Annotated in this window: 15 protein-coding genes and 1 riboswitch; of the genes, 9 read left to right on the forward strand and 6 right to left on the reverse strand. The window is 74.9% G+C overall.

Translation table 11 applies throughout. The features are described from left to right. Nucleotides 1-95: 95 nt before the first annotated feature. On the reverse strand, nucleotides 96-656 hold the full coding sequence (locus CG747_RS05745; protein ID WP_100600902.1) for a MarR family winged helix-turn-helix transcriptional regulator: 561 nt from the start codon (nucleotides 654-656) through the stop codon (nucleotides 96-98). A 198-nt stretch (nucleotides 657-854) separates the two neighbouring features. Between CG747_RS05745 and CG747_RS05750 the strand changes: the two genes are divergently transcribed. Further along, complete coding sequence (locus CG747_RS05750; RefSeq protein WP_100600544.1) at nucleotides 855-2,141, forward strand: MFS transporter; 1,287 nt, start codon at nucleotides 855-857, stop codon at nucleotides 2,139-2,141. 82 nt (nucleotides 2,142-2,223) lie between these two features. Here CG747_RS05750 and CG747_RS05755 read toward each other — a convergent pair whose 3' ends face one another. After that, entirely contained in the window at nucleotides 2,224-4,002 is a 1,779-nt protein-coding gene (locus CG747_RS05755) for a SpoIIE family protein phosphatase (RefSeq protein WP_100600545.1), read from the reverse strand. Between the two features lie 295 nt (nucleotides 4,003-4,297). After that, a complete protein-coding gene (locus CG747_RS05760) occupies nucleotides 4,298-5,686 on the reverse strand; it encodes an NAD(P)/FAD-dependent oxidoreductase (RefSeq protein ID WP_100600546.1) in 1,389 nt (462 codons plus the stop codon). 475 nt (nucleotides 5,687-6,161) lie between these two features. Here CG747_RS05760 and CG747_RS05765 point away from each other — a divergent pair, with 475 nt between their 5' ends. Both CG747_RS05765 and CG747_RS05770 read left to right on the forward strand, forming a co-directional pair. Further along, entirely contained in the window at nucleotides 6,162-6,917 is a 756-nt protein-coding gene (locus CG747_RS05765; RefSeq protein WP_100600547.1) for a TetR/AcrR family transcriptional regulator, read from the forward strand. A 345-nt stretch (nucleotides 6,918-7,262) separates the two neighbouring features. After that, nucleotides 7,263-9,224: a sigma-70 family RNA polymerase sigma factor gene (locus tag CG747_RS05770; RefSeq protein ID WP_100600548.1), complete on the forward strand. Its 1,962-nt coding sequence runs from the start codon at nucleotides 7,263-7,265 to the stop codon at nucleotides 9,222-9,224. Nucleotides 9,225-9,679: 455 nt separating this feature from the next. Here the strand turns inward: CG747_RS05770 and CG747_RS05775 are convergent, their stop codons facing one another. Further along, complete coding sequence (locus tag CG747_RS05775; RefSeq protein WP_100600549.1) at nucleotides 9,680-11,755, reverse strand: asparagine synthase-related protein; 2,076 nt, start codon at nucleotides 11,753-11,755, stop codon at nucleotides 9,680-9,682. A gap of 713 nt (nucleotides 11,756-12,468) precedes the next feature. Here CG747_RS05775 and CG747_RS05780 point away from each other — a divergent pair. From CG747_RS05780 to CG747_RS05800, 5 genes are all read left to right on the forward strand, one after another. After that, nucleotides 12,469-13,917 (forward strand): MFS transporter, encoded by a 1,449-nt coding sequence (locus CG747_RS05780; protein ID WP_100600550.1) that lies wholly within the window; start codon nucleotides 12,469-12,471, stop codon nucleotides 13,915-13,917. 209 nt (nucleotides 13,918-14,126) lie between these two features. Next, nucleotides 14,127-15,374, forward strand: coding sequence for an L-2-hydroxyglutarate oxidase (gene lhgO / locus CG747_RS05785; protein ID WP_100600551.1), 1,248 nt, complete (start codon nucleotides 14,127-14,129; stop codon nucleotides 15,372-15,374). A gap of 208 nt (nucleotides 15,375-15,582) precedes the next feature. Then, nucleotides 15,583-16,446: a tRNA (guanosine(46)-N7)-methyltransferase TrmB gene (gene trmB, locus CG747_RS05790; protein ID WP_100600552.1), complete on the forward strand. Its 864-nt coding sequence runs from the start codon at nucleotides 15,583-15,585 to the stop codon at nucleotides 16,444-16,446. Nucleotides 16,447-16,544: 98 nt separating this feature from the next. After that, nucleotides 16,545-17,900 carry a PrsW family intramembrane metalloprotease gene (locus tag CG747_RS05795; RefSeq protein ID WP_257980244.1) on the forward strand — a complete coding sequence of 452 codons (1,356 nt, stop codon included), beginning with the start codon at nucleotides 16,545-16,547 and terminating at the stop codon, nucleotides 17,898-17,900. Nucleotides 17,901-18,017: 117 nt separating this feature from the next. After that, entirely contained in the window at nucleotides 18,018-18,320 is a 303-nt protein-coding gene (locus tag CG747_RS05800) for a hypothetical protein (protein ID WP_100600553.1), read from the forward strand. Between the two features lie 87 nt (nucleotides 18,321-18,407). Here the strand turns inward: CG747_RS05800 and CG747_RS05805 are convergent, their stop codons facing one another. After that, nucleotides 18,408-19,373 carry an aldo/keto reductase gene (locus tag CG747_RS05805; protein ID WP_100600554.1) on the reverse strand — a complete coding sequence of 322 codons (966 nt, stop codon included), beginning with the start codon at nucleotides 19,371-19,373 and terminating at the stop codon, nucleotides 18,408-18,410. A gap of 101 nt (nucleotides 19,374-19,474) precedes the next feature. After that, entirely contained in the window at nucleotides 19,475-20,929 is a 1,455-nt protein-coding gene (locus CG747_RS05810; protein ID WP_100600555.1) for a peptidoglycan DD-metalloendopeptidase family protein, read from the reverse strand. An 11-nt stretch (nucleotides 20,930-20,940) separates the two neighbouring features. Continuing rightward, nucleotides 20,941-21,087: riboswitch (cyclic di-AMP (ydaO/yuaA leader) on the reverse strand. 435 nt (nucleotides 21,088-21,522) lie between these two features. On the opposite strand from CG747_RS05810, the gene CG747_RS05815 reads away from it, so the two are divergent. Beyond that, the gene (locus CG747_RS05815; RefSeq protein WP_100600556.1) at nucleotides 21,523-22,662 is read left to right on the forward strand and encodes a DUF2332 domain-containing protein; all 1,140 of its coding nucleotides are present in this window, start codon (nucleotides 21,523-21,525) and stop codon (nucleotides 22,660-22,662) included. Nucleotides 22,663-22,802 lie beyond the last annotated feature (140 nt).

Consider the following 22,802-nt stretch of genomic DNA (forward strand, 5'->3'; position numbering starts at 1 on the left):
TGCCGCGAAGCGGCGGGATGGTCGCCGCAGAACCGTTCCGGCTCGTTGGCAACTCGGAGAACACTACGGATCGGGGATGGGCGTGTCAAACCCGGTCAGTCGAGGTCGCTCAGGCGGCCTTCGGCGTCCGGCTGGGCGTCCTCGACACGGCGCAGCAGGCGGGTCAACGCGTCGCCGAGGATGCGGCGTTCGTCGCCGGAGAGGTCCTGGAGGAGGTCCTCCTCGAAGACGGATGCCTGGCGCATCGCCTCCAGCCACTTCTCGCGGCCCTCGTGGGTCAGTTCGACGATGACGCGGACGCGGTTGGTCTCGTCGCGCTCGCGGGTCACCAGGCCCTCGTTCGCCATGCGGTCGATGCGGTGGGTCATGGCGGCCGGCGTGAGGCCGAGGCGCTTGGCGAGTTCGCCGGGGCCCATGCGGTAGGGCGCGCCCGAGACGACGAGGGCCTTGAGGACCTCCCATTCGGCGTTGCTCATGCCGAGGGTGGCGGTCTGTCGCCCGTAGGCGACGTTCATTCGCCGGTTGAGGCGCTGAAGTGCGGAGACGACCTTCTCCACCTGAGGGTCGAGGTCCTGGAACTCGCGCTGGTAGGCCGCGATCTGTTCCTCCAGGCTCGGCTCGGTGGCTCCGGCGGCCGCATCTGAGGGATCTGGCATGCGGCGCAGTATGACACGAAAGTCATTGGCGTTGAAGTTCTTCATCGTGTAGTCTTTAGCTTCGAACTTTAGGGTCGAAGTCTTGAGGTTGTGACTGTCCGCTCTTGGACGTCTTGGGCGTCGTGGACGCTGCCTCGACTCGGCTCGGGGGGTTCCTGATTCGTATCCGTCTTTATGACCTGACCTAGGTAGGTGAGTGTGACCACCGCGATGGGCGCCGCGCTGCGCCGGATCCAGCTGGGGAACGCGCTGAGCGCGTTCGGCAGCGGCTTCACCGTGCCGTATCTGTACATCTACGTGGCGAACGTACGGCAGCTCGGTGCCAGTACGGCGGGTGTGGTGCTGGCGATGCTGGCGATCTCCGCGCTGGTCGTGCTGCCGCTGACCGGGCGGGCCATCGATCGGCGGGGGCCGCTGCCGGTGGCCGTCGTCGGTACGGTCTCGGCCGCCGTCGGTTCGCTGGGGATCGGCCTGTCGTCGACCGAGCCGATGGTCATCGCGTCGGCGGTGGCGCTGGGGGCCGGTATAGCGGTGATCCAGCCGGCGCTCGCCACGATGATCGTGTGGTGCTCGACGACGGTGACCCGGTCGCGGGCGTTCGCCACGCAGTTCTTCCTCAACAACCTGGGGCTGGGCATAGGCGGCCTGGTCGGCGGCCAGCTGGTGGACGAGGCGCATGCGTCGAGCTTCGTGCGGCTGTTCGCCATCGAGGCCGTGATGTTCCTGGTGCTGGGCGCGGCGATCGCGACCGTACGGCTGCCGCGGGCGCCGAAGGTGGAGGACGCGGTGCCGACCGAGGAGCGGGCCAAGGGTGCTTGGCGGCGGCTGTTCGGTGACCGGCGGATGGTGTGGCTGTGTGTGCTGGGCTTCGTGCTGTTCTTCGCCTGCTACGGGCAGTTCGAGTCGGGGCTGGCGGCGTATGCCACGGAGGTCACCCGGATCCAGCCGGCGACGCTGGGTATCGCCCTGGCGGCCAACACGGCGGCGATCGTGGCGGCGCAGTTCGTGGTGCTCAAGCTGGTCGAGCGGCGGCGGCGGAGCCGGGTGATGGCGCTGGTGGGCGTGGTGTGGACGGTGGCGTGGATAGCCGCCGGGCTGTCCGGGCTGGTGCACGGTGACCAGGTGGTGGCCACGGTGCTGCTGATCTCCACCTATGCGCTGTTCGGTGTCGGGGAGTCGCTGCTGGCGCCGACGGTGGCGCCGCTGGTGGCGGATCTGGCGCCGGCCTCGCTGATCGGTCAGTACAACTCCGCGTTCGCTCTGGTCAAGCAGTTGGCGCTGGCGATCGGGCCGGCCGTCGGGGCGCTGATGATCGGCCACGGGATGTACGTCGCGTACATCGCGATGCTGGTGGCGTGCGCGGTCGGGATCACGGTGCTGGCGCTGCGGTTGGGGCGGATGCTCAGCCCGGCGCAGGACCAGCCGCACCGGGCGGCCGTGCCCGCCCAGCGGGTGGAGGCCGAGCCGGTGGCCGCGGCAGTCTGAGGTGAAGTCCGGGGGCGGCGCCCGCCGGGGGCGAGGTGTCGCCCCCGGCGGGCGCCGTCGTCGTCGGGGGCCGGGGGCGCGGCTAGCCGCGGGGCAGGGCGAATTCGCACCAGACCGCCTTGCCGCCGCCCGGGGTGCGGCGGGAGCCCCAGGAGGAGGCGATGGTGGCGATGATCGAGATGCCGCGGCCGGTCTCGTCGACGGGCTCGGCCCGTCGGCGGCGGGGCAGGTGGTCGTCGCCGTCGGTGACCTCGATGATCAGGCGGCGGTCGGTGCGGCGCAGTCGTAGCCGCATGGGCGGGGTGCCGTGTTGGAGGGAGTTGGCGACGAGTTCGCTGGCGGCCAGGACGCCGAGGTCGTGGAGTTCCGGGGAGAAGCGCCAGGAGGCGAGGACGCCGGAGGCGAACGCGCGGGCGCGGGGTGCCGCCTCGGTGCCGCCGTGGAGTTCGAGAGCGGCGTTGTGGAACAGCTCGGCGTCGTGCCCCGTACGGACCGGGTTCTGGATGACGAGGATGGCGACGTCGTCGTCGTGGGTGGCGGTGATGCCCAGGGAGCGCAGCAGCCGGTCGCAGACGATGTCGGGGGTGCCGGTGGCGCCGGCGAAGGCGCGCTCCAGGGCGGCGACGCCTTCGTCGATGTCCTTGTCGCGGCGCTCGACGAGGCCGTCTGTATAGAGGACGGCGCTGCTGCCGGAGCTGAGCGGGACGGAGCCGGAGGTGTGCAGCCAGCCGCCGGTGCCCAGGGGCGGGCCGGTGGGTTCGGCGGCGCGGCGGACGGTGCCGTCGGCGTCGCGGACGAGCATCGGGAGGTGGCCGGCCGAGGCGTAGACCAGGCGGCCCTCGTTGGGGTCGTGGACGGCGTAGACGCAGGTGGCGATCTGGCTGGCGTCGATCTCGGCGGCCAGGCCGTCCAGGAGCTGGAGGACCTCGTGGGGCGGGAGGTCGAGGCGGGCGTAGGCGCGGACCGCGGTGCGCAGCTGGCCCATGACGGCGGCGGCCCGCACCCCGCGGCCCATGACGTCGCCGATGACCAGGGCCGTGCGGCCGGCGCCGAGGGTGATCACGTCGTACCAGTCGCCGCCGACCGCGGCGTCCGTGCCGCCGGGCTGGTAGGTGGCGGCGACGCGCAGGTCGTCGGGCTGCTCCAGCTCCTGGGGGAGGAGCGAGCGCTGGAGGGTGACCGCGGCCTCGCGCTGGCGGGCCTCGCTGGCCCGCAGTCGTTCGGCGGACTCGATCTGGTCGGTGACCTCGGCGCCGAAGACCAGGACGCCCTTGTGCGGGGCGACGCAGGCGACCTCCGGGTCGGGCGCCGGGCCGCTGGCGGCGACCTCGATGGGGGTGCAGGTGAAGGTGTAGTAGCCGTCGCGGGTGCGGTCGCCGCCGGCGCCGGCGGGGACCTTGCGGGACTTGACGGTGCGTGGTCTGCCGCTGCGGAGGACCTGGTCCATCAGGGGCAGCAGGCCGAGTTCGGCGAGTTCGGGGAGGGCCTCGCGGGCGGTGCGGCCGGCCGGGCGGGGGCCGAAGACGCCGGCGTACGCGCTGTTGACGTAGGCGATGCGGTGCTCGGGGCCGTAGACGACGGCGACCAGGGCGGGGATGGTGCCGAGGATGTCGTGGACGGAGAGCGCGTCGACGGTGGGCGGCGCGGCGGGCGGCGGTGCGTCGTCGCCGGAGGGGCCCTCGGCGCGGGCGGCGGGTACGGTGCCGGGCTGGCCGGCCGGCGTGTCGCCGGTGGGTGCGGGCGCGGCGGAGTGCGCCGTGGGTCCCGAGGGTGGGGCGGCCGGCGGGGTGGGGCGGTCGGACCGGGCGGCGGTGCGCCGCTGTGTGCCCGGGAATTTGGCGCTCCAGCGCGTGAAGATCACGGAGGGGTACCTCTTACTTCGCGTCGGCGCGCGGGGTCGGGCCATCGGCGTGCGGGAACGCCCCGTGGCATGGCGGGGGGCACGGTCGGCTCCCTCTGGTGGAATGCAGCAAACGTCCTGAATCCTCGTGATTGTCACTCTTCGCAGATACGAGCCCACCCATGGTCACACGTCCAGTGTGGCCGACCGGACGGTCATCCGTCAGATGCCGGGCGTCGGGGCGTAGTTCCCGGCGCCGGGGCGGCCGGTCGGCACCGGTCGGGCGGGTGGCCAACGTCCCTGGTCGAGCGGCCGGTCAACTGGTTTCGTTGTGCCGGCCGGTGCCCGCGGCGAGTTCGAATTCGGCGCGCGGGTTCTCCAGCGAGCCGAGGGAGACGATCTCGCGTTTGAAGAGACCGGCGAGGATCCATTCGGCGAGGATCCTGGCCTTGCGGTTGAAGGTGGGCACCCGGCTGAGGTGGTAGACGCGGTGCATGAACCACGCCGGGTAGCCCTTGAGCTTGCGGCCGTAGACGTGCGCGACGCCCTTGTGCAGGCCGAGCGAGGCCACCGAACCGACGTATTTGTGCGCGTAGTTGCGGACCTCGCCGCCGCGCAGGGTCGCGGTGATGTTCTCGGCGAGCACCTTGGCCTGGCGGACGGCGTGCTGGGCGTTGGGGGCGCATTCGGTGCGCGGCGCGTCGGGCGTGGCGGGCGGCGGGGCGGTCAGGTCCGGGACGGCCGCGGCGTCCCCGGCCGCCCAGACGTGCTCGACGCCGTCCACCCGGAGCGCGGCGGTGCACTTGAGGCGGCCGCGGTCGGTCAGCGGCAGTCTGCTCGCGGCCACGATGGGGTGCGATTTGACGCCGGCGGTCCACACCAGCGTCCTGGAGGGGAGGCAGGAGCCGTCGCTGAGCCGGACCACGCGCTTCTCGCAGGACTCCAGGCGGGTCTCCAGCCGGACGTCGATGTTGCGGGCGCGCAGCTCGCGGACGGTGTAGCGGCCCATGTCGGGCCCGACCTCGGGCAGGATCCGGCCGGTCGCCTCGACCAGGATCCACTTCATGTCCTCGGGCCGGACGTTGTGGTAGTAGCGGACGGCGTAGCGGGCCATGTCCTCCAGTTCGGCCAGGGCTTCCACGCCCGCGTAGCCGCCACCGACGAAGACGAAGGTCAGCGCGGCGTCGCGGACCTCGGGGTCGCGGGTGGAGGAGGCGATGTCGAGCTGTTCGAGGACGTGGTTGCGCAGTCCGATGGCCTCTTCGACGGTCTTGAAGCCGATGCCGATGTCGGCCAGTCCGGGGATGGGGAGGGTGCGCGAGACCGATCCGGGCGCGAGGACCAGTTCGTCGTAGGCCACGATGACGTCGGCGTCGCCGGCCTCCTCGGCGGCCAGGGTGGCGACGGTCGCCTTGCGCTCGTCGTGGTCGATGGCGGTGACCTCGCCGATGACGACCGTGCAGTGCGGCAGGGCGCGGCGCAGCGGGACGACGACGTGGCGCGGCGAGATGGAGCCGGCGGCGGCCTCCGGCAGGAACGGCTGGTACGTCATGTACGGCTCGGGGTCGACGACGACGATCTCGACCTTGCCCTGCCGTAGTTCCTGCTTGAGCGTCCGCTGTAGTCGCAGCGCGGTGTACATGCCCACGTAGCCGCCACCGACCACGAGAATGCGCGCCACGTCGTCCGAAGACACAGTCTTCACAGAGGTTCTCCTCGCGGTGTCGACCAGGCCGGGGCGCCACCGAGCGGGTGGCCGGGCCGGCGGCGCGGCCACCTTCGGGTGCTGTGCCCCCGGAAAGCACAGCACTGTTCCATGACGCACCGCCGGAACGTCTTTGTCCACAGGCCGGTCGAAAAGTATGTCCGGCGCGGGCGGCCGTGCGGAGTGGGACATTCCGGTCGAGCGGCGCGAAGTACGCTGGTCAGGCGGAGATTGGCGCGGGGTGAGAGGAGGGGCGAGCGGGGCGGATCGGGTCCATTGGGCCGATCGGGGGACACGGTGTGCGTAGGGCCCCCTTCAATCTTGACGCGGGCTCAACTATGTTCGTATCTCGTTGGGGTGCACCCTCTCGTCGGGTCACCCCGGCCGTCAGGGCGGGGAGTCTCCGGGGGGAGACGTCATTACCGGGGGATCACTTATGCACATTCAGGGCTCTCAATGGCCGACGGCGGTCGCGATGACCGCTGCTTCCGACGGTGTCAACGGCGCCGCCGGCAACGGAACGGGCGCGATGACCAGCGCCAACGGGCGGAGCACACCCCTGCGGGTGGACGCCCAGCGCAATCTGGAACACGTACTGCGGGCGGCCCGCGAGGTCTTCGGCGAGCTGGGGTACGGCGCGCCGATGGAGGACGTGGCGCGGCGCGCCCGGGTCGGTGTCGGGACGGTCTACCGCCGCTTCCCGAGCAAGGACGTACTGGTCCGGCGGATAGCCGAGGAGGAGACCTCCCGGCTGACCGAGCAGGCACGGGCCGCACTGGGGCAGGAGGAGGACCCGTGGTCGGCGCTGGCGCGGTTCCTGCGGACGTCGGTCGCCTCGGGGGCCGGGCGGCTGCTGCCGCCGAGCATCCTGCGGGTGGGCCCGAGCGAGGAGCCGGTGCCGGACGGCACGGCCGAGCCGCGGGTGCCGGAGGGCGGCACCGAGGCACGGGTGCCGCTGCAGCGGGTGGCGCCGAGCGAGGCGGACGGGCCGAGTCCGGGCGCCGAGACCGAGGAGACGCCGGGCGGACAGGCGCTGCTGGAGGTCGTCGGGCGGCTGGTGGAGCGGGCCCGGGCGGCGGGTGCGCTGCGGGCCGACGTCACCGTCTCCGACGTCCTGCTGGTGATCGCCACGGGTGCGCCGGCGCTGCCCGATCCGGGACAGCAGCAGGCGGCCTCGGCACGGCTGCTGGAGATCCTGCTGGAAGGGCTGCGGTCGCGTCCCACCACGTGAGGGACGGCCGCCGGCTCCGCGGCCGGGGGCCGTGCGGCAAGGAGTACGGCGCCGGTTGCCTTGGTGCCGGTGCGTGCATCGGTTGCTTTGGTGCCGGTGCGTGCACCGGGCGCTCCGGCGGAGTCGGCGCCGGCCACCGGGGGCCCCGGGTGCGGGGCCTGCCGGCGGTTCGGCGGCGGTCGCGCGGCGTGGGCACCCCGGTGGGCGGGCAAGAGCCCATACGGGTGAACGCCAGTGCGGTCGCCCCGGATGAGTGGTTGCCCACCGGAGCCCTGAAGCCTGGGCCACGGGTGTGGCACGCTTGCGCGGTGTTGCGGTGTGACGGCGGGTTCGGGAGCCTCGGCGATGGGTGTTGACGGGCGGGACGAGCGGCGCGGCGAAAGCGCGGGACGCCCGTCGGAGCAGGTGCCGGAGCAGACCGGGCCGCTGGGGGCGACGCCGCCGGCCGGCGGCCTGGCGGGCACCGGGCCCAGCGTGCCGGCGCAGCGTCGGCACTCCCGGCGGCGGGAGCAGCCGTCCGGCGCCGAGGAGGAGCCGGCGGGCGCGGGACAGGAGGCGCATCTGCCGCCGTCCGACGCCGAGTTGGTGGCCGCGATGCGGGCCGGCGACGACAGTGCCTACGAGGAGCTGTACCGCCGGCACGCCGAGGCGGTGCGCCGGTACGCCCGTAGCTGCTGCCGGGACATCCACACCGCCGAGGACCTGACCGGTGAGGTGTTCGCGCGCACCCTGCAGGCGGTGCGCGGCGGCGCGGGGCCGGATTCGGCGGTGCGCGCCTATCTGCTGACGACCGTCCGGCGGGTCGCCGCGGCCTGGGCGAAGACCGCCCGGCGGGAGCAGCTGGTCGAGGACTTCGCGGTGTTCTCGGTGTCGGCGGCCGGCTCGTCCCTGGACCACGACACCCGGGACCTGGGCGCGGACGTGCGGGCGATGCACGAGGCCGAGCAGACCATGGCGGTGCAGGCGTTCCGCAGCCTGCCGGAGCGCTATCAGACGGTGCTGTGGCACACCACCGTCGAGGACGAGTCGCCGAGCGAGGTCGCGCCGCTGCTCGGGCTGACCGCCAACGCCACCGCCGTCCTGGCGCACCGCGCCCGGGAAGGGCTCAAGCAGGCGTATCTGCAGGCGCATGTGAGCCAGTCGCTGACCGCGGGCGGCGACTGCGCGCGCTACGCCGACCGGCTCGGCGCGTACGCCCGGGGCGGGCTGCGGATGCGGGCCGAGCGGGGGCTGCGCAAGCACCTGGACGAGTGCGCCCGGTGCCGCGGGGCGGCGCTGGAGGTCGCGGACGTCAACCAGCGGATCGGGGCGGTGCTGCCGGTCGCGGTCATCGGCTGGTTCGCGGCCGGGTACGCCGTCAAGGGTGCCGCCGCGGTGGCCGGGGTCGCCGGGGCCGGGGCGGCGGCGGGTGCCGGGGTGGCCGCGGCCGCCGCGGGGTCCGGTTCCGGCGCGGCGGGCGGCTCCGGCGGGGCGGCCGTGGGCGAGGGGCTGGCCGCTCCGGTGAAGGTCGGCATCGCGGCCGGGCTGGTGGTCGCCGCGGGCGCGGCGCTGGCGTTCGCGCTGACCGGGTCGCCGGCACCGCAGCCGCGGGCGCAACCGCAGCGTCCGGCGCCGGCCGTGCCCGCCCCGCCGCCGTCGCACACCCCGCGGCCGCCGGTGAGCGCACCGGGGGCGAAGCCGACCCCGGCTCCCCCGTCGGCGCCCACCCCCACACCACCCGAGCCCACACCGACGCCGACCCCGACGCCACCTCCCACACCCACGCCCACACCCACGCCCACCCCGACGCCGCCGGAGCCGACGCCCACGCCCACCCCGACGCCGACGCCGACGCCGACCCCGCCGCCCACCCCCACCCCGCCGTCCCCGCCGCCGACGCCGTACGAGGTCGACGCGCTGGAGTACGACTTCGCGGGTGACGGCACCAAGCCGGAGGTCCGCACCTTCGACAGCAGCTGGATGTGGAAGCGGAAGCAGCCGAGCATCGGCGGGACGGCCTACCCCCATGGGGTGAGCGTGCACGCCTCGTCCTCGGTGGTCATCGACCTCAACCGGCAGTGCACGGCCTACGACGCGGTGGCCGGCGTGGACGACCTCAGCCTGGGGCTGGGCGCGCTGCGCTTCTCCGTGTACGCGGACGGGGTCCGGCTGTGGCGGTCGGCGGTCGTGCACGGTGGGGGGCCCGCGGTGCCGGTGCACGTCCCGTTGGCGGGCCGGAAGACGCTGCGCCTGGTGGTCGAGCCGGAGAGCGCGGGCGACCTGGTGGCGCTGGGGGACTGGGCGCGGTCGCAGATCAGTTGCCGGTGAGCGGGGCGCGGGGGCGGCTCGGGGCGGGGGCGGCTCGCCGCTGGAGTGATGGTGGGCGGCGGGCCGGAAGCGCGGCGGCGATGAAGCCGCGGCGGTGTCGGTAGGGAACGCTGGGGCTCCGTCAGGCAGTGGGTTCTTCAGGGCCCGGGTTCTTCCGGCCCGGGTTCTTCCGGCCCGGGTTCTTCCGGCCCGGGTTCTTCGGGTGGTGGCTTTCTCGGGAACTGGCTTCGCCGGACGCGCTTTCCCGCTGCGTGGGGCCGCCTCGGTGGGATGTCCGCATGGACGCCCGCGTGCGCCACGTTCCTCCGGCGTGCGGGGGTTCCGGTGCGCCGTGGGTCGCGCCGTTCTGCCGGGCGCACCGGGCGGCGGCCGTGCGCCGAACGGCCGCCCCGCGGCGGGGAAGCGGCGGCGGGACCGTCCGCCGTCGGGCCCGGCGACGCTCGGCCCCCGACGCCTCAGGAGAGCCGTGCGCGGGGCACCACGCCCCCGGCGAGCGCCCGTTGCCGCGGGGCCTCCGCGCCCGTCCAGCACGAGCCGCGGCGGGCCAGCAGACGGCGCAACCACAGCTCCGTGGAGACCAGTTCGGCCAGGCCGTCCAGGGGCAGCGGGGCGCCCTCGGCCGCCGCGCGGAGCGCCGTGCGGACCACCCGCGCCTCGATCAGGCCGGCGTCGGCGAGCAGCGGCGCGTCGAAGAGGTGGAGCAGCCGGCCGACCGCGGCGCGCAGGCCGGCGCGGACCGCGGCGGTGTGGGTGTGCTGCGCGGCGGCGCCCCAGCCGGGCGGCAGGTCCCGTACGCCCGCGCCGGCCAGGACCGAGCGCAGGACGGCCGCCCGGGCGCCGGGCTGCACCCGGAGGGTGTCCGGCAGGGCGCGGCAGGCGAGCACCACCTGGTTGTCGAGGAAGGGGGCGTGCAGCCGCTGGTTGCGGACCTCGGCGGCCTGCTCGAAGACCCGGTGGTCGGCGGCCTGGCGGGCCAGGGCGGCGCGGGCCCGCCGTTCGCCGGGGCGGCCGGCGGCGGGCGAGCGCAACGCCGCGTCCCCGAGGCGAACCGATACTTCGGCCAGCGCCTCACCCGTGAGCCAACGTGCCGCGGGCCCCGGGCGGCACCAGGCGAGCGCGGCCAGTGAGGCGTCCACCGCACCGCCGGCCACCGGCTCGTCGGCGAACTGCCGCTCCATCAGGCGGCGCGCGGCCTCGGCGATCCCGGTGGCGTAGGGGGTGCGGGCGAGCTTCCGGGCGGCGCGGTAGACGGTGAACGGGACCAGGACGGAGTGTGCGGACGGGCCGTCGGCCCTGGCCAGCGCGGTGACCGGGCGCAGCAGGTGGCGCCGGCGGCGGTCCATGAGGAGGTCGGCGAGTCGGGCCGGGTGGGCGTCGAGGACCTGGCGGGCGCCGTTGCCGACGAAGTGGTCGGCGCCGCCGGACAGCAGCCGCCTGCGGTTTCGGCCGGCGACGGTCAGCGCGGGTCCGGGCTCGTCCGTGAGCGGGAGGGCGTCCAGGTCGGTGTACGGGAGGGCCTCGTCGCCGGCCGCGACGACGACGTGGTGCAGCCGGGGGTTCTCGGCGATCCCGCGGGCGCGCTCCAGTTCCGCCTCGTGCTGGGCCTGGCCGCCATGGGTGGCGAGGTCGTTGAAGGTGACGGCCAGCAGGCGCTCGCCGTGGCCGTTGATCCGTCCGGGCTGCCCGGGGAGGCCGGCGGCCAGGAGGGCGAGCGTTCCGGACGCGCTGCCTCCGGAGAGGTCGGCGCCGATGCCGGGGGCCGGGCCGCCGCGCGCCGCGCGCCGCTCCGCGGGGCCCATGCCGGGCACCGGGCCGGGGTCGAGCCGGTCGAGCCGGTCCGGGTCGGGGGCGAAGCGGGGGGCCGCCAGCCGGGCCCGGACGGCCTCCACCAGGGCCTCGCGGACGCCGTCCACGGCTTGTTCCGGGGCGAGTTGGGGGGCGGCGACGGCCAGGGACGTGGGCGGCTCGTAGGAGGCGATCTCGCTGCTGCCGGTGCGCAGCACCAGGGCGTGGCCGGGCGGGATCCGGCGGACGCCGTCGTACGGGGTGCCGGCGCCCAGCGCCTCGGGGGCGTCCGGACAGGCCAGCAGCGCGGCCAGGTGGCCGACGTCGAGGCCGGCCTCGACGAGGTCGGCGAGCGGCAGGGCGGCGGTGGCGTACGCGGTGCCGCCGGCCCACTTGGTGTGGAAGACGGGACGGGCGCCGGCCAGGTCTCCGGTGACGGTGATCCGGCGTCCCACCTGGACGACGGCGGTGTAGCTGCCCGGCCAGGCGGTGAGGTGGCGCAGGGCGCCGCCGCGGGCGGCGAACAGGCCCACCTTGAGTTGGTCGTCGGTGGCACCGCAGACCCCGAAGACGGCGAGCCGGGTCTCCGGGTCGGCCTCGACGACGCGCACCTCATGGGGCCGCCAGTCGCCCACCGCCCAGAGGGGGTCGGGGTCGCCCCACAGGAGTTGGGCGCCCACGGGCAGCAGCGTCCGGCACTCCCTGTTGGCGGTCGCGGCACTGCTCCACCCCACCAGCCAGCGCATCGCCGCCTCCACCCGATCCCCGTCCGCCGGGGTGGCCGGCGACCGCCCCGTACAGCGGATTCCCCAGCTGTCGTGCGGTCCATGCTGCCATGGCGGTGGCCTGCGGGAGGTGCTGGAGGAGGCCCCGGATATCGGTGGGCGGCGGGTGCGGCGGCCCACCGTGGGGAGGCGGCGCGGGGGCGGCGCGGTGCCCTTGGTGGTGGACGGGGTGCGCGGCGACGGCCCCGGGTGACCCCCCGTGTGGCCCCCGGGACAGCCGACGGCGTGAAAGCATCACCCGTCGCTTTTCGGCCAAAGTCCGTACCGTGCAATCGAGTTGACGCCTGGACGTCGCCCCGTACGCGGTGCCGTTGCGGCGCGGTGGCCGAACGTCGCCCGGTCCCCGCGACGGTCCGGGAAGCGGGCTGCGCCTCCCGGACCGGACCGCCACCCGCGGGGAATGAGGTGGCGGTGTCCCCCAGCCCACTGGATCCAGTGCAGCGGGCCGACCCACGCAGAACTCATCGAAGCGTGGGGGCCGTTGAGGAGCCAGCGCGCACGCACGGGCGCATGGGCACACGTACCCGGAGCACATGCCAATTCCCGCACCCCCGTTTGAACACGAATCTCGCCATCCAGGACACCGACCCTTAACGGTAGGGATCCGGCGAACTACTCTGGGTGGACGCATGCCCCGGGGTACGGGGCGGCTGTCGCTGTGTCGAGGGGTGCGCATGTCCAGGGATACACGCGGGCCGAACGAAAAGCTCGGCACCGTTCTCGCCCTCGCGGGGATCAGCAATGCCGGACTGGCACGCCGGGTCAACGACCTCGGTGCGCAACGCGGCCTGACGCTTCGCTACGACAAGACGTCCGTGGCCCGTTGGGTCTCCAAGGGCATGGTGCCCCAAGGCGCCGCGCCCCATCTGATCGCGTCGGCGATCGGCAGCAAGCTCGGGCGGCCGGTACCGCTGCACGAGATCGGGCTGGCCGACGCGGATCCGGCGCCCGAAGTGGGGCTCGCCTTCCCTCGCGACGTGGGTGCGGCGGTGCGTTCGGCGACCGAGTTGTACCGTCTCGATCTCGCCGGCCGGCGGGGCGGGGGCGGCGGCATCTGGCAGAGTCTGGCCGGATCCTTCGCCGTCAGCGCGTACGCGACTCCCGCCTCCCGCTGGCTGATATCGCCGGCGGACAGTTCGGTGGCGCGGGAGGCAGCCGAGGCGCGGGACAAGGACGCCGCGGCCGCCGGTGACGCGGGGGCGCCGCAGCACGTCGGCCACAGCGACGTCACCAAGCTGCGCGAGGCGGCCGAGGACGCCCGGCGCTGGGACTCCAAGTACGGCGGCGGCGACTGGCGCTCGTCCATGGTGCCGGAGTGCCTCCGGGTGGACGCGGCACCGCTGCTGCTCGCCTCGTACAGCGACGAGGTGGGGCGCGCGCTCTTCGGGGCGACGTCCGAACTCACCCGCCTGGCGGGCTGGATGGCCTTCGACACCGGCCAGCAGGAGGCCGCCCAGCGGTACTACATCCAGGCGCTGCGGCTGGCCCGGGCCGCCGCCGACGTCCCCCTGGGCGGGTACGTGCTCGCGTCGATGTCCCTCCAGGCGACCTACCGCGGGTTCGCCGACGAGGGCGTCGACCTGGCCCAGGCCGCCCTGGAGCGCAACCGCGGACTGGCCACCGCCCGCACCATGAGCTTCTTCCGCCTGGTGGAGGCGCGGGCCCAGGCCAAGGCCGGGGAGGCGCGCGCCTGCGAGGTGGCGCTGAAGGCGTCCGAGGGCTGGCTGGAGCGGTCCCGCAGCGGCGATCCGGACCCGTCCTGGCTGGACTTCTACTCGTACGAGCGCTTCGCCGCCGACGCCGCCGAGTGCTACCGGGACCTGCGGCTGCCCCGCCAGGTGCGCCGCTTCACCGAGCAGGCGCTGTCCCGGCCCACGGAGGAGTTCGTCCGGTCGCACGGGCTGCGCCTCGTGGTGTCGGCCGTCGCCGAACTGGAGTCCGGCAATCTGGACGCGGCCTGCGCCGCCGGCACCCGTGCCGTCGAGGTCGCGGGCCGGATCTCCTCCGCCCGCACCACCGAGTACGTCCGCGATCTCCTGCACCGCCTGGAGCCGTACGGGGACGAGCCGCGCGTGGTCGAACTCCGCGAGCGGGCCCGGCCGTTGCTGGCGGCCCCGGCGTAGGGCGGGTGGCACGGGCGGAGCAGCGGGGCGGGCGGTGACGGGCCGGCGGACCGGCCGTCGAGGGCACCTCGCCGGCGGATCGTCGCCGCAGGTCAGACAGGTCACTGCGGATTGTCGGTGCCGCGCGTCATGATGGACTACGTCGTCGGCGATGACGCGCGGGCCCGCGGCGACGAGCGGGTCGGCGGTCATGCGGTTGGGGAGGTGCAGTGGCGGCGTACGACTGCGACGTGCTGGTGATCGGTGCCGGGATCGTGGGGCTCTCCACGGCCCGGGCCCTCACCCGCGCCGCGCCCGGCATACGCGTCGTGGTGCTGGAGAAGGAGCCCGGTGCGGCCCGCCACCAGACCGGGCGCAACAGCGGTGTGATCCACAGCGGCATCTACTACCCGCCGGGCTCGCTGAAGGCCCGTTTCGCCCTCCAGGGGTCGGCGGAGATGGTCGGGTTCTGTACCGCACACGACATCCCGCACGAGGTCACCGGCAAGCTGATCGTCGCCACCGACCGCAGCGAGCTGCCCCGGCTGCACGGCCTCATCCAGCGCGGCCGCGAGCACGGCCTGCCGGTGCGGGAGCTGGGTCCCGCCCAGATCGCCGAGTACGAGCCCGAGGTGCGCGGGCTGGCCGCCATCCACGTGGGCTCGACCGGGATCTGCGACTTCGGCGCGGTGGCCCGGCAGCTGGCCCGGCTCGCCCAGGAGGACGGCGCCCGGGTGGTCCTCGGCGAGGAGGTCACCACGATCTCCCGCCGTCCGGGCCGGGTCGCGGTCCGCACGGCCGGCGGCACGGTCTACCGCGCCCGCGCCCTGGTCAACTGCGCCGGGCTGCACTGCGACCGGATCGCGCGGCTGGCGGGCGACGCCCCGGGCATGCGGATCGTCCCGTTTCGCGGCGAGTACTACACGCTCGCCCCGGAGCGCGCCGCCCTGGTCCGCGGCCTGGTCTACCCGGTCCCCGACCCGGCCTTCCCGTTCCTCGGCGTCCACCTCACCCGCGGCATCGACGGCTCCGTCCACATCGGGCCGAACGCCGTCCCCGCGCTGGCCCGCGAGGGCTACGACTGGCGCACCGTGCGTCCCGCCGAGCTCGCCGGGACGCTCGCCTTCCCCGGCTCCTGGCGGATAGCCCGCCGCCACTGGCGCTACGGCGCGGGCGAACTCCAGCGCTCGCTGTCCCGCCGCGCCTTCACGGACGCGGTCCGCCGGCTGCTGCCCGACGCCCGGGAGGAGGACCTGCTGCCCTCCCCGGCCGGTGTCCGGGCGCAGGCCGTCCTCCCCGACGGCACCCTCGTCGACGACTTCCTCTTCGCCGAGTCCCCCGGCATGATCCACGTCCTCAACGCCCCGTCCCCGGCCGCCACCGCCTCCCTGCCGATCGGCCGGGAGGTGGCCCGGCGGGTGACCCGGCTCCTGGGGATCCCGACCCGGGAGGTGGGGGACGAGCGCCTCGCGGGCTGAGCTGAGGGGCGCCGGCGGGTGAGCCCGGCGGCGCGGTCCGGGCAGGGTCCGGGCAGGGTCCGGTCGGATCTGCGGACCTGCCGGATCTGCCGGACCTCCCCCGTCACGTCGCTGACCTGCGGCTCCGTTGGCCGGCGGGGCGCCGGCCGGTGCGGGCCGTCGGCGACGGTCCGGTCCGCGGCGGCGCCATCCGTAGAATCGACACACTGTGTCCGAGAACCCCGCCACCCCCGAATCCGCCACCGTCGCTGCCGACGCCACGGGCGCGGACGCCTCGGTGACCGCCGTCCCGCCCGCCCCGCGCCCCCTCGGCGCCACCGCCGTGTCGGCCGCCGTGCCCCGCCGCGGGAAGCCGATGTTCCCCGACGGGACGGGGCCGGCGGCCGACCCCGCGGGCTCGCACCACGAGCGGCGGATCCGGTCCTTCCAGCCCCGCCGCAGCCGCGTCACCTCGTCCCAGGCCGATGCGCTGCGCCGCCTCTGGCCCACGTGGGGCCTGGACATCGACGGGCTCTCCCGCCTCGACCTCGACGAGTTCTTCGGCGGGTTGCCGGTCGTCCTGGAGATCGGCTTCGGGATGGGCGAGGCCACCGCGCAGATGGCCGCCGCCGACCCGGGCACCGGCATCCTCGGCTGCGATGTGCACACCCCCGGCCAGGGCCATCTGCTCGGTCTCGCGGAGCGGAACGGCCTGTCCAACATCCGGGTGGCCAACGGCGACGCGATCATCCTGCTGCGCGAAATGCTCGCCCCGGGGTCGCTCGCCGGTCTGCGCGTGTACTTCCCGGACCCCTGGCCCAAGAAGCGCCACCACAAGCGCCGGCTGATCCAGCCGGAGTTCGTGGCGCTGGCGACCACCCGGCTCGCGCCGGGCGCCCTGGTGCACTGCGCGACCGACTGGGAGCCGTACGCCGAGCAGATGCTGGAGGTCCTCTCCGCCGAGCCGACGCTGGAGAACCTGCACTCCGGGTACGCGCCCCGGCCGGACTTCCGGCCGCTGACCAGGTTCGAGGGACAGGGCCTGGACAAGGGGCACACCGTGCACGACCTGCTGTTCCGCCGCCGGGGCTGAGGGCCGCGGCCCTCCGGGGGCGGCGGGCCGGCCCGCCCCCTCCCCCGGCACTCCCCACCCACCTGCCCGCACCGCCGCACGCTCGCTAGGGTCGATGGGTGTACCCGTCACCGCCGCCGCTCCCCGAGCACTCAGCCGGCCCGCCGCCGTACACACCCACCGAGGCCCACGACGCGCCCCGGCGCCGGAGCGCGCCCTGGCGCAGCAAGACCGTCCGGGCCGTCGCGCTGGCCGCGCTGCTCGCGCTCTCCGGCGTCCTCATCCTCGGCATCGTCCGGCGGCAGACGGGCACCGAGGGTCTGCTGGTCGGCCTCGGGCTGGCCGTGTTCCCGGTGCCGCTGCTGATCGCGGCGTTCTGCTGGCTGGACCGGATCGAGCCCGAGCCCTGGCGGAATCTGGCGTTCGCCTTCGCCTGGGGGGCGTGCGCCGCCACCTTGGTCGCGGTCCTGGCCAACGGCTTCGCGACCGACTGGCTGGCGAACAACATCGCCTCCGCGTCACCGACCGAGGCCGCGGCATGGGGTTCGACGGTCGTCGCCCCGGTCGTCGAGGAGGTGATGAAGGCCGCCGCCATCGTGCTCCTCTACCGCTTCCGCCGCCGCGACTTCGACGGCATCACGGACGGCATCGTGATCGCCGGCATCACCGCCACCGGCTTCGCCTTCACCGAGAACATCCTCTATCTGGGCAGCGCCTTCGGCGAGGACCAGTCCATGGGGCACACCGGTCTGAGCTCCGTCACCGCCGGCACCTTCTTCGTACGGATCGTGGTCTCCCCGTTCGCGCATCCGCTCTTCACGATCCTCACCGGCCTGGCGCTCGGGATAACCGCCACCCGCTACCCGCGCCGCCGCACCGCCCGCGCCGCGCTCGTCCTCCTCGGCCTGGCCGCCGCGATCCTGCTGCACGGCGTGTGGAACGCCGCCTCCAGCCTCGGCGACGCCGGTTTCCTCACCGTCTACGGCGTGTGCATGGTGCCGGTCCTGCTGACCCTGACCTGGCTGGCGCTGTGGGCCCGCCGGCAGGAGCTGCTGTCGGTCCGGGTGTACCTCGCCCCGTACGCCGCGGCCGGCTGGTTCGCCGCGCCCGAGCCGACCGCGCTCTCCTCGCTCAGGACCCGCGCCCTGGCCCGGGACATCGCCCGCCGCACCCACGGCCCGGCCGCCGCCCGCACCGTCACCGCCTACACCACCCTGGCCACCGCCCTCTCCTTCCACCGCCGCCGCGCCCACCTGGCGGGCCCGTCCCCGGACTTCGCCGCCCGGGAGCGCGAACTCCTGGAGCGGCTGTGGCAGTACCGGCCGTGGGCGGGTCCGGCGCTGCTCCAGGCGTGGGCGTGCGGAGCGGGCACCCCGAACCCGCCGGAGGGGGCGCCGGGTCCCGCCGCCGCGGCGCCCCGCCGCGCCTCGGAGCTGCCGCACGGGGCCCGTTCGCGCGACTGTGACGGGCGCTGATCGGCCGCCCCCGGCCTCCGGCAGGATGACCCGCGCCCCGGGTGGACCGTGCTCCCGCACGGCGCCCGGGCCGCGCGTAGGCTCCTGGGAGTTGTCCGTGAAAGGGAGGGTTCTGCGATGGCTGGGATTCCGACGAGTGTGGTGGCCGCCACGGGGCTGGTGGGCGGTTACGGCGTGGCCCGGTGGACCAAGAAGCGGCCGCTGGGCGGGGTGGCGCTGGCGGCCGCCGGAGCGGTGGCCGCTCGCGGCTGGCAGCAGAAGGCCGGTACGAAGGCGGCTGCGGCGCTGGGCGGTGCCTATGTGGCGGCGTTCGCCGGGTCGCACCCGCTGGCCAAGAAGATCGGGGCGTGGCCCGCGGTGTTCGCGGTGGCGGGCGGCGTCGCGCTGGCCTCGTGGGCGGTGGCGGACCGGCGCGGATGAGGCCGGACCCGCGGGCCGGTCACCGGGGGGCGTCCTGACGCCGTTGCGGTGTGCGGGGACCGTAGGGGCCCCGCACACCGTGCCGTGTCAGGCCGATGCCTGAGTGAGGAGCGCCAGTTCGACGTCGGTGAGGGCGAGGTCGGCGACGGCCAGCAGGGACGGGAGCTGGGCCAGAGTGCGGGCGCTGGCGATGGGGGCCGCCACGGTGGGCTGGGCGGCGAGCCAGGCGAGGGCGACGGTGGGCAATTCGGCGTCGTGGGCCGCGGCGACGGTGTCGAGGGCCTGAAGGACGCGGCGGCCGCGGTCGGTCTCCAGGTACTCGGCGGCCTTCCCGGAGCGGGCGCTGTCGACGCTGCCGCCCGGGCGGTACTTGCCGGTCAGGAAGCCGGAGGCGAGGGCGTAGTACGGGACCGCGGCGATGCCGTTGCGGGCGGCCACGTCGGCGAGTTCGCCCTCGTAGGTGTCGCGGGAGACCAGGTTGTAGTGCGGCTGGAGGGCCACGTAGCGGGCCACGCCCTCGCGGGCGGAGAAGTCCAGCGACTCCTGCAGGCGCTGCGCGGAGATGTTGGACGCGGCGATCTCGCGGACCTTGCCCGCCCGGACGAGGTCGTCGAGGGCGGTCAGGAACTCACCCACCTCGACCGATTCGTCGTCGTAGTGGGTGTAGTAGAGGTCGATGTAGTCCGTGCGGAGACGGCTCAGGGAGAGGTCGACGGCGGTCTTGACGGTGGCGGCGGACAGGCCCTTGTGGTCGGGGTGGGCGCCGACCTTGGTGGCGATCACGACCTCGTCGCGGTTGCCGCGGGCCGCCAGCCAGTTGCCGATGACGGTCTCGGACTCACCGCCCTTGTTGCCGGGCACCCAGGCCGAGTAGACGTCGGCGGTGTCGATGAAGTTTCCGCCGCCGGCCACGTAGGCGTCGAGCACGGCGAAGGACTCGGCCTCGTCGGCGGTCCAGCCGAAGACGTTGCCTCCGAGGCAGAGCGGGGAGACGGACAGCGAACCGAGCGGCTTGGGAGTGGGGGCGGAGCTCTGGGCGTGTGTCACGGTCATGTCGGGTGACAACGTCTGCGCGCGGGGAGTTGTTCCCCGCGGCCGGGCCGGCGGCGCGCCCCGTCGGCTGCCCACGGGGCGCGGGCAGCCGGCCGGTTCCGTCAGACGGTGATCCCGTGGGCGTGCAGCCAGGGCAGCGGATCCGCCGGGGCGCCGCCGTCCGGGCGGACCTCCAGGTGGAGGTGCGGGGCGGTGGCGTTCCCGGTGGCGCCGACGCGGCCGATGACGTCGCCGGTGTGGACCCGGCCCGTCGTCTTGACCATCGAGGACAGGTGGCAGAACCAGAGCTCCGTGCCGTCGTCGAGGGTGAGGACGATGCGGTAGCCGTAGCCGCCGGCCCAGCCCGCCTGGGTGATGGTCCCGTCGTGAACCGCCTTGACCAGCGTGCCGGTCGGGGCCGTGAAGTCCTGTCCGGTGTGGTCCGCGGCCCAGCGGTCGCCGGCCTGACCGAAGCCGGCGGTGAGGGTGTACGAGGAGACCGGGGCGACGAAGGGCCGCGCCGCGTCGGCGGGCCGGTCGGCCTGCGGCGCCGGACGGGCTTCCGGCGCCGTACCGGGCTCGGCCGCCGCCCCTGCCGGAGGCTCGGCCGCCGGTTCGACCGAAGGCCGCGCCGGCTCCGCAGCCGTCTCCGCCTCCGCCGCCGTCTCCGCCTCCGCTGCCGGCTGCGCCGGCTCCTCGTCGCGCGTCGCGGCCCGCTCCACGGCCTCCTGCCGGGCGGCCGTGTCGTGGGCCGTCCGGGGGACGGCGGTCTGCTCCGGAGCGCCCGGACGGCCGTCGGCCTGCTGGAGGATGCGGTTGCGCAGCGCCTCGGCCGCGCCCTGCGCGCCGTCCCCAGGGGCGGCACCGGCCTGGGCGAGGGGCGCGGAGGCGCGGGAGGGGGCGGCGACCGCCGCGGTGGCGTCCGCGACGGCGGCCGCCGGGGCGTGCGTGGCACCGCCGTCGGCCGTCAGGGGGGTGGTGTCGGGGCGGGACGCGGCGTCATCGGCCTGCCCGCCGGGGTCGGGCATCGATATCGGCACCGGCGGCCGGTCCTCGGCGGCGGCCACCCCGCTCGCGCCGACCGCCGCGATCACGCCGACGCCCAGCACCGTTCCGCCGCGCGCCAGGCCGCCGCCGCGCTGCTTGGCCACCCGGTGCTTGCCGCGGACCGGGCGGGCCGACGCGTCGCCGTCGCCCCACTCGTCCACCGGGGAGCCCTCGTCGTCGGCGTCCTCGCCTGCCGGGCCGGGCGACGGCTCGCCACCGGGCAGCGGGCCCGCCACCGGCGCGCCCGGGGACGGCGCCCCTTGGGGCAGCGGGTCCGGGACCAGCAGGTCATGGGAGAACGCGCCCTGGGGCGGCCGCTGATCGGGCGACTCCCCGTAGGACGGCTGGACATGGGCCGGGCCGACGGGAGCGCCGACACCGGCGGGATCACCGGAAGCGGTGGGAACAATGAGGCCGGTGGGACCACCGAGCCCGGTGGGGCCGCCGAAGCCGACCGGGCCACCGAAGTCGGCGGGGCCGCCGAGGCCGTACGCGGACGGAGTATGAGGGGCGGGCCTGTTGGACGCCACGGGGGCGCACTCCTTTCCTTCCTTCTCGCCTACCGGGTTAGCTGACGGGTTCGGAGCAGGAAGGTCTCCTACGAGCGCCCCCTGGCAAGAGGCGCCCGATTCACCCCAAGAGGGTGGTTCCCCGGTTCCCTCGACTCAATTCCCGGCAATTCCAGGCGGATCCGACAGGCCCCTCGGAACCGGTCGATCCGGGCGGCTCGACTCGGGTCGAGGACACGGTTCGAGGACACGGATCGCGCCGCGCGGAAAGCCGGCTCGGGAGGGTGGCTCAAAGGTCGTTCTGGACGTGCGGGAACAGCGCGTACGAGATTCGGCGTCGGCGCACGGTGCCGCCATTGGCGACGGCTGGGACGACCGCGCTCCGTTATCGGACAGTAATAGAGACGACGCGGGAAATCCAAGCGTTCCCACGAATCCACGGGGGTTCCACAAGCCCCCCAAGGAAGCCCTGGCATGGACTTTTACCCCCAGCCCGGCCGCAAACAGGGCGAGTTGGCACCGCCCCGCCAAACGATCTCGCGGTGATTGTGCGTCAGTCGTTATGCGGAGGGACGCCCCGCGATTACGGAGCGTGAGGAGGATAACGTCGCCTCATGGTCGTCAACGTCGCGAACACCGGAAACGCCGGGAACACCGTCAACACCCCACGGGAAGTGGCGGATCGGTACCGGGAGTTCTCCTGGCAACAGGCGCGGGGACAGTCCGACGCGCACGAGGAGCTGTCCGCCCGGATCAGCCAGGACGACGAGTTCTGCGAGCTGCTGGCGGGTTCGCTGCCGGCCGGCACCAAGCAGCAGCCGAACCTGCTGCTCGCCGCGGTCCGCTATCTCGACGGTCCGCACGCGGAGTTGGGGCCGAGCGGCGAGGCGGCGTACGGGCGGTGGCGCGAGTGGACGATCCGGCACTGGGACGAGGTCCGCGCGGTGATCATGCGACGCTCCACCCAGACCAACGAACCGGCCCGCTGCGCCGCGTTGCTGCCGCTGCTGGCCCGTCTGCCGCAGCCGCTGGCCCTCCTGGAGGTCGGGACGTCGGCGGGGCTGTGCCTGCACCCGGACCGGTACCGCTACCGGTACGTCCAGGAGGGGCACCAAGGGGGCCCCGGAAGCCACCCGGCGCCCGTCGAGGGCGGTGCCCCGGACGGCCCGGTCACCTTCACCTGCCGCACCACCGGCGTCGCGCCCGGGGGCGAGGACGGCTCGGCGGCGCTGCCCGGCGAGCTGCCCCGGATCGTCTGGCGCGGCGGCATCGACCTGAATCCGCTCGACCCGGCCGGGGAGCCGGACGACCTCCGCTGGCTGCGCGCCCTCGTGTGGCCCGGTGACGAGGCCCGGGCGGCGCGGCTCTCGGCGGCCGTCGAGGCGGTGCGGACGTCGCCCCGCCCCACTCTGGTGCGCGGCGACCTGATCGACGAGCTGCCGGCGCTGGCCGCCCAGGCGCCGCCCGAGGCGACGCTCGCCGTCTTCCACAGCGCGGTGCTGACCTACCTTCCGCCGGCCCGGCGCGAGGAGTTCGCCCGGCTCGTCCGGTCGCTGCTGGCCGAGCGGGACGGCGGGGGGCACTGGATCTCCCAGGAGCACCACAGCGTGCTGCCGTGGATCACCGCGCCGGAGCACCGGTCCCTCGGGCCGGCGGACTCGATGCTGCTGACCCTCGCCGTGGACGAGCGCCCGGTCGCCCTGACGGGCCCGCACGGCCAGAGCCTGCACTGGCTGCGGCCGCCGCTGCCGTAGCGGGCGCCGGTCGCGCCCCGGCCGGTCCGGGGAGCGACCGGGGCGGCGCGTACCGGGTTGCCGTCCCTACGGGCCGCGGGCCGGCGGACTGCGGGCCGCCGGTCCCCTTCAAGGCCGCCCGCACCTCCTCCCTGAAGCCC

Source organism: Streptomyces sp. CB02959, from assembly GCF_002803155.1.
GTDB lineage: Bacteria > Actinomycetota > Actinomycetes > Streptomycetales > Streptomycetaceae > Streptomyces.

Bases quoted from the DNA above. Each gene is read 5' to 3' on its own strand.
- CG747_RS05745 (WP_100600902.1), bottom strand. From the start codon at position 656: ATGCCAGATCCCTCAGATGCGGCCGCCGGAGCCACCGAGCCGAGCCTG.
- CG747_RS05765 (WP_100600547.1), top strand. From the start codon at position 6,162: ATGACCGCTGCTTCCGACGGTGTCAACGGCGCCGCCGGCAACGGAACG.
- CG747_RS05770 (WP_100600548.1), top strand. From the start codon at position 7,263: ATGGGTGTTGACGGGCGGGACGAGCGGCGCGGCGAAAGCGCGGGACGC.
- CG747_RS05775 (WP_100600549.1), bottom strand. From the start codon at position 11,755: ATGCGCTGGCTGGTGGGGTGGAGCAGTGCCGCGACCGCCAACAGGGAG.
- CG747_RS05780 (WP_100600550.1), top strand. From the start codon at position 12,469: ATGTCCAGGGATACACGCGGGCCGAACGAAAAGCTCGGCACCGTTCTC.
- CG747_RS05800 (WP_100600553.1), top strand. From the start codon at position 18,018: ATGGCTGGGATTCCGACGAGTGTGGTGGCCGCCACGGGGCTGGTGGGC.
- CG747_RS05805 (WP_100600554.1), bottom strand. From the start codon at position 19,373: ATGACCGTGACACACGCCCAGAGCTCCGCCCCCACTCCCAAGCCGCTC.
- CG747_RS05815 (WP_100600556.1), top strand. From the start codon at position 21,523: ATGGTCGTCAACGTCGCGAACACCGGAAACGCCGGGAACACCGTCAAC.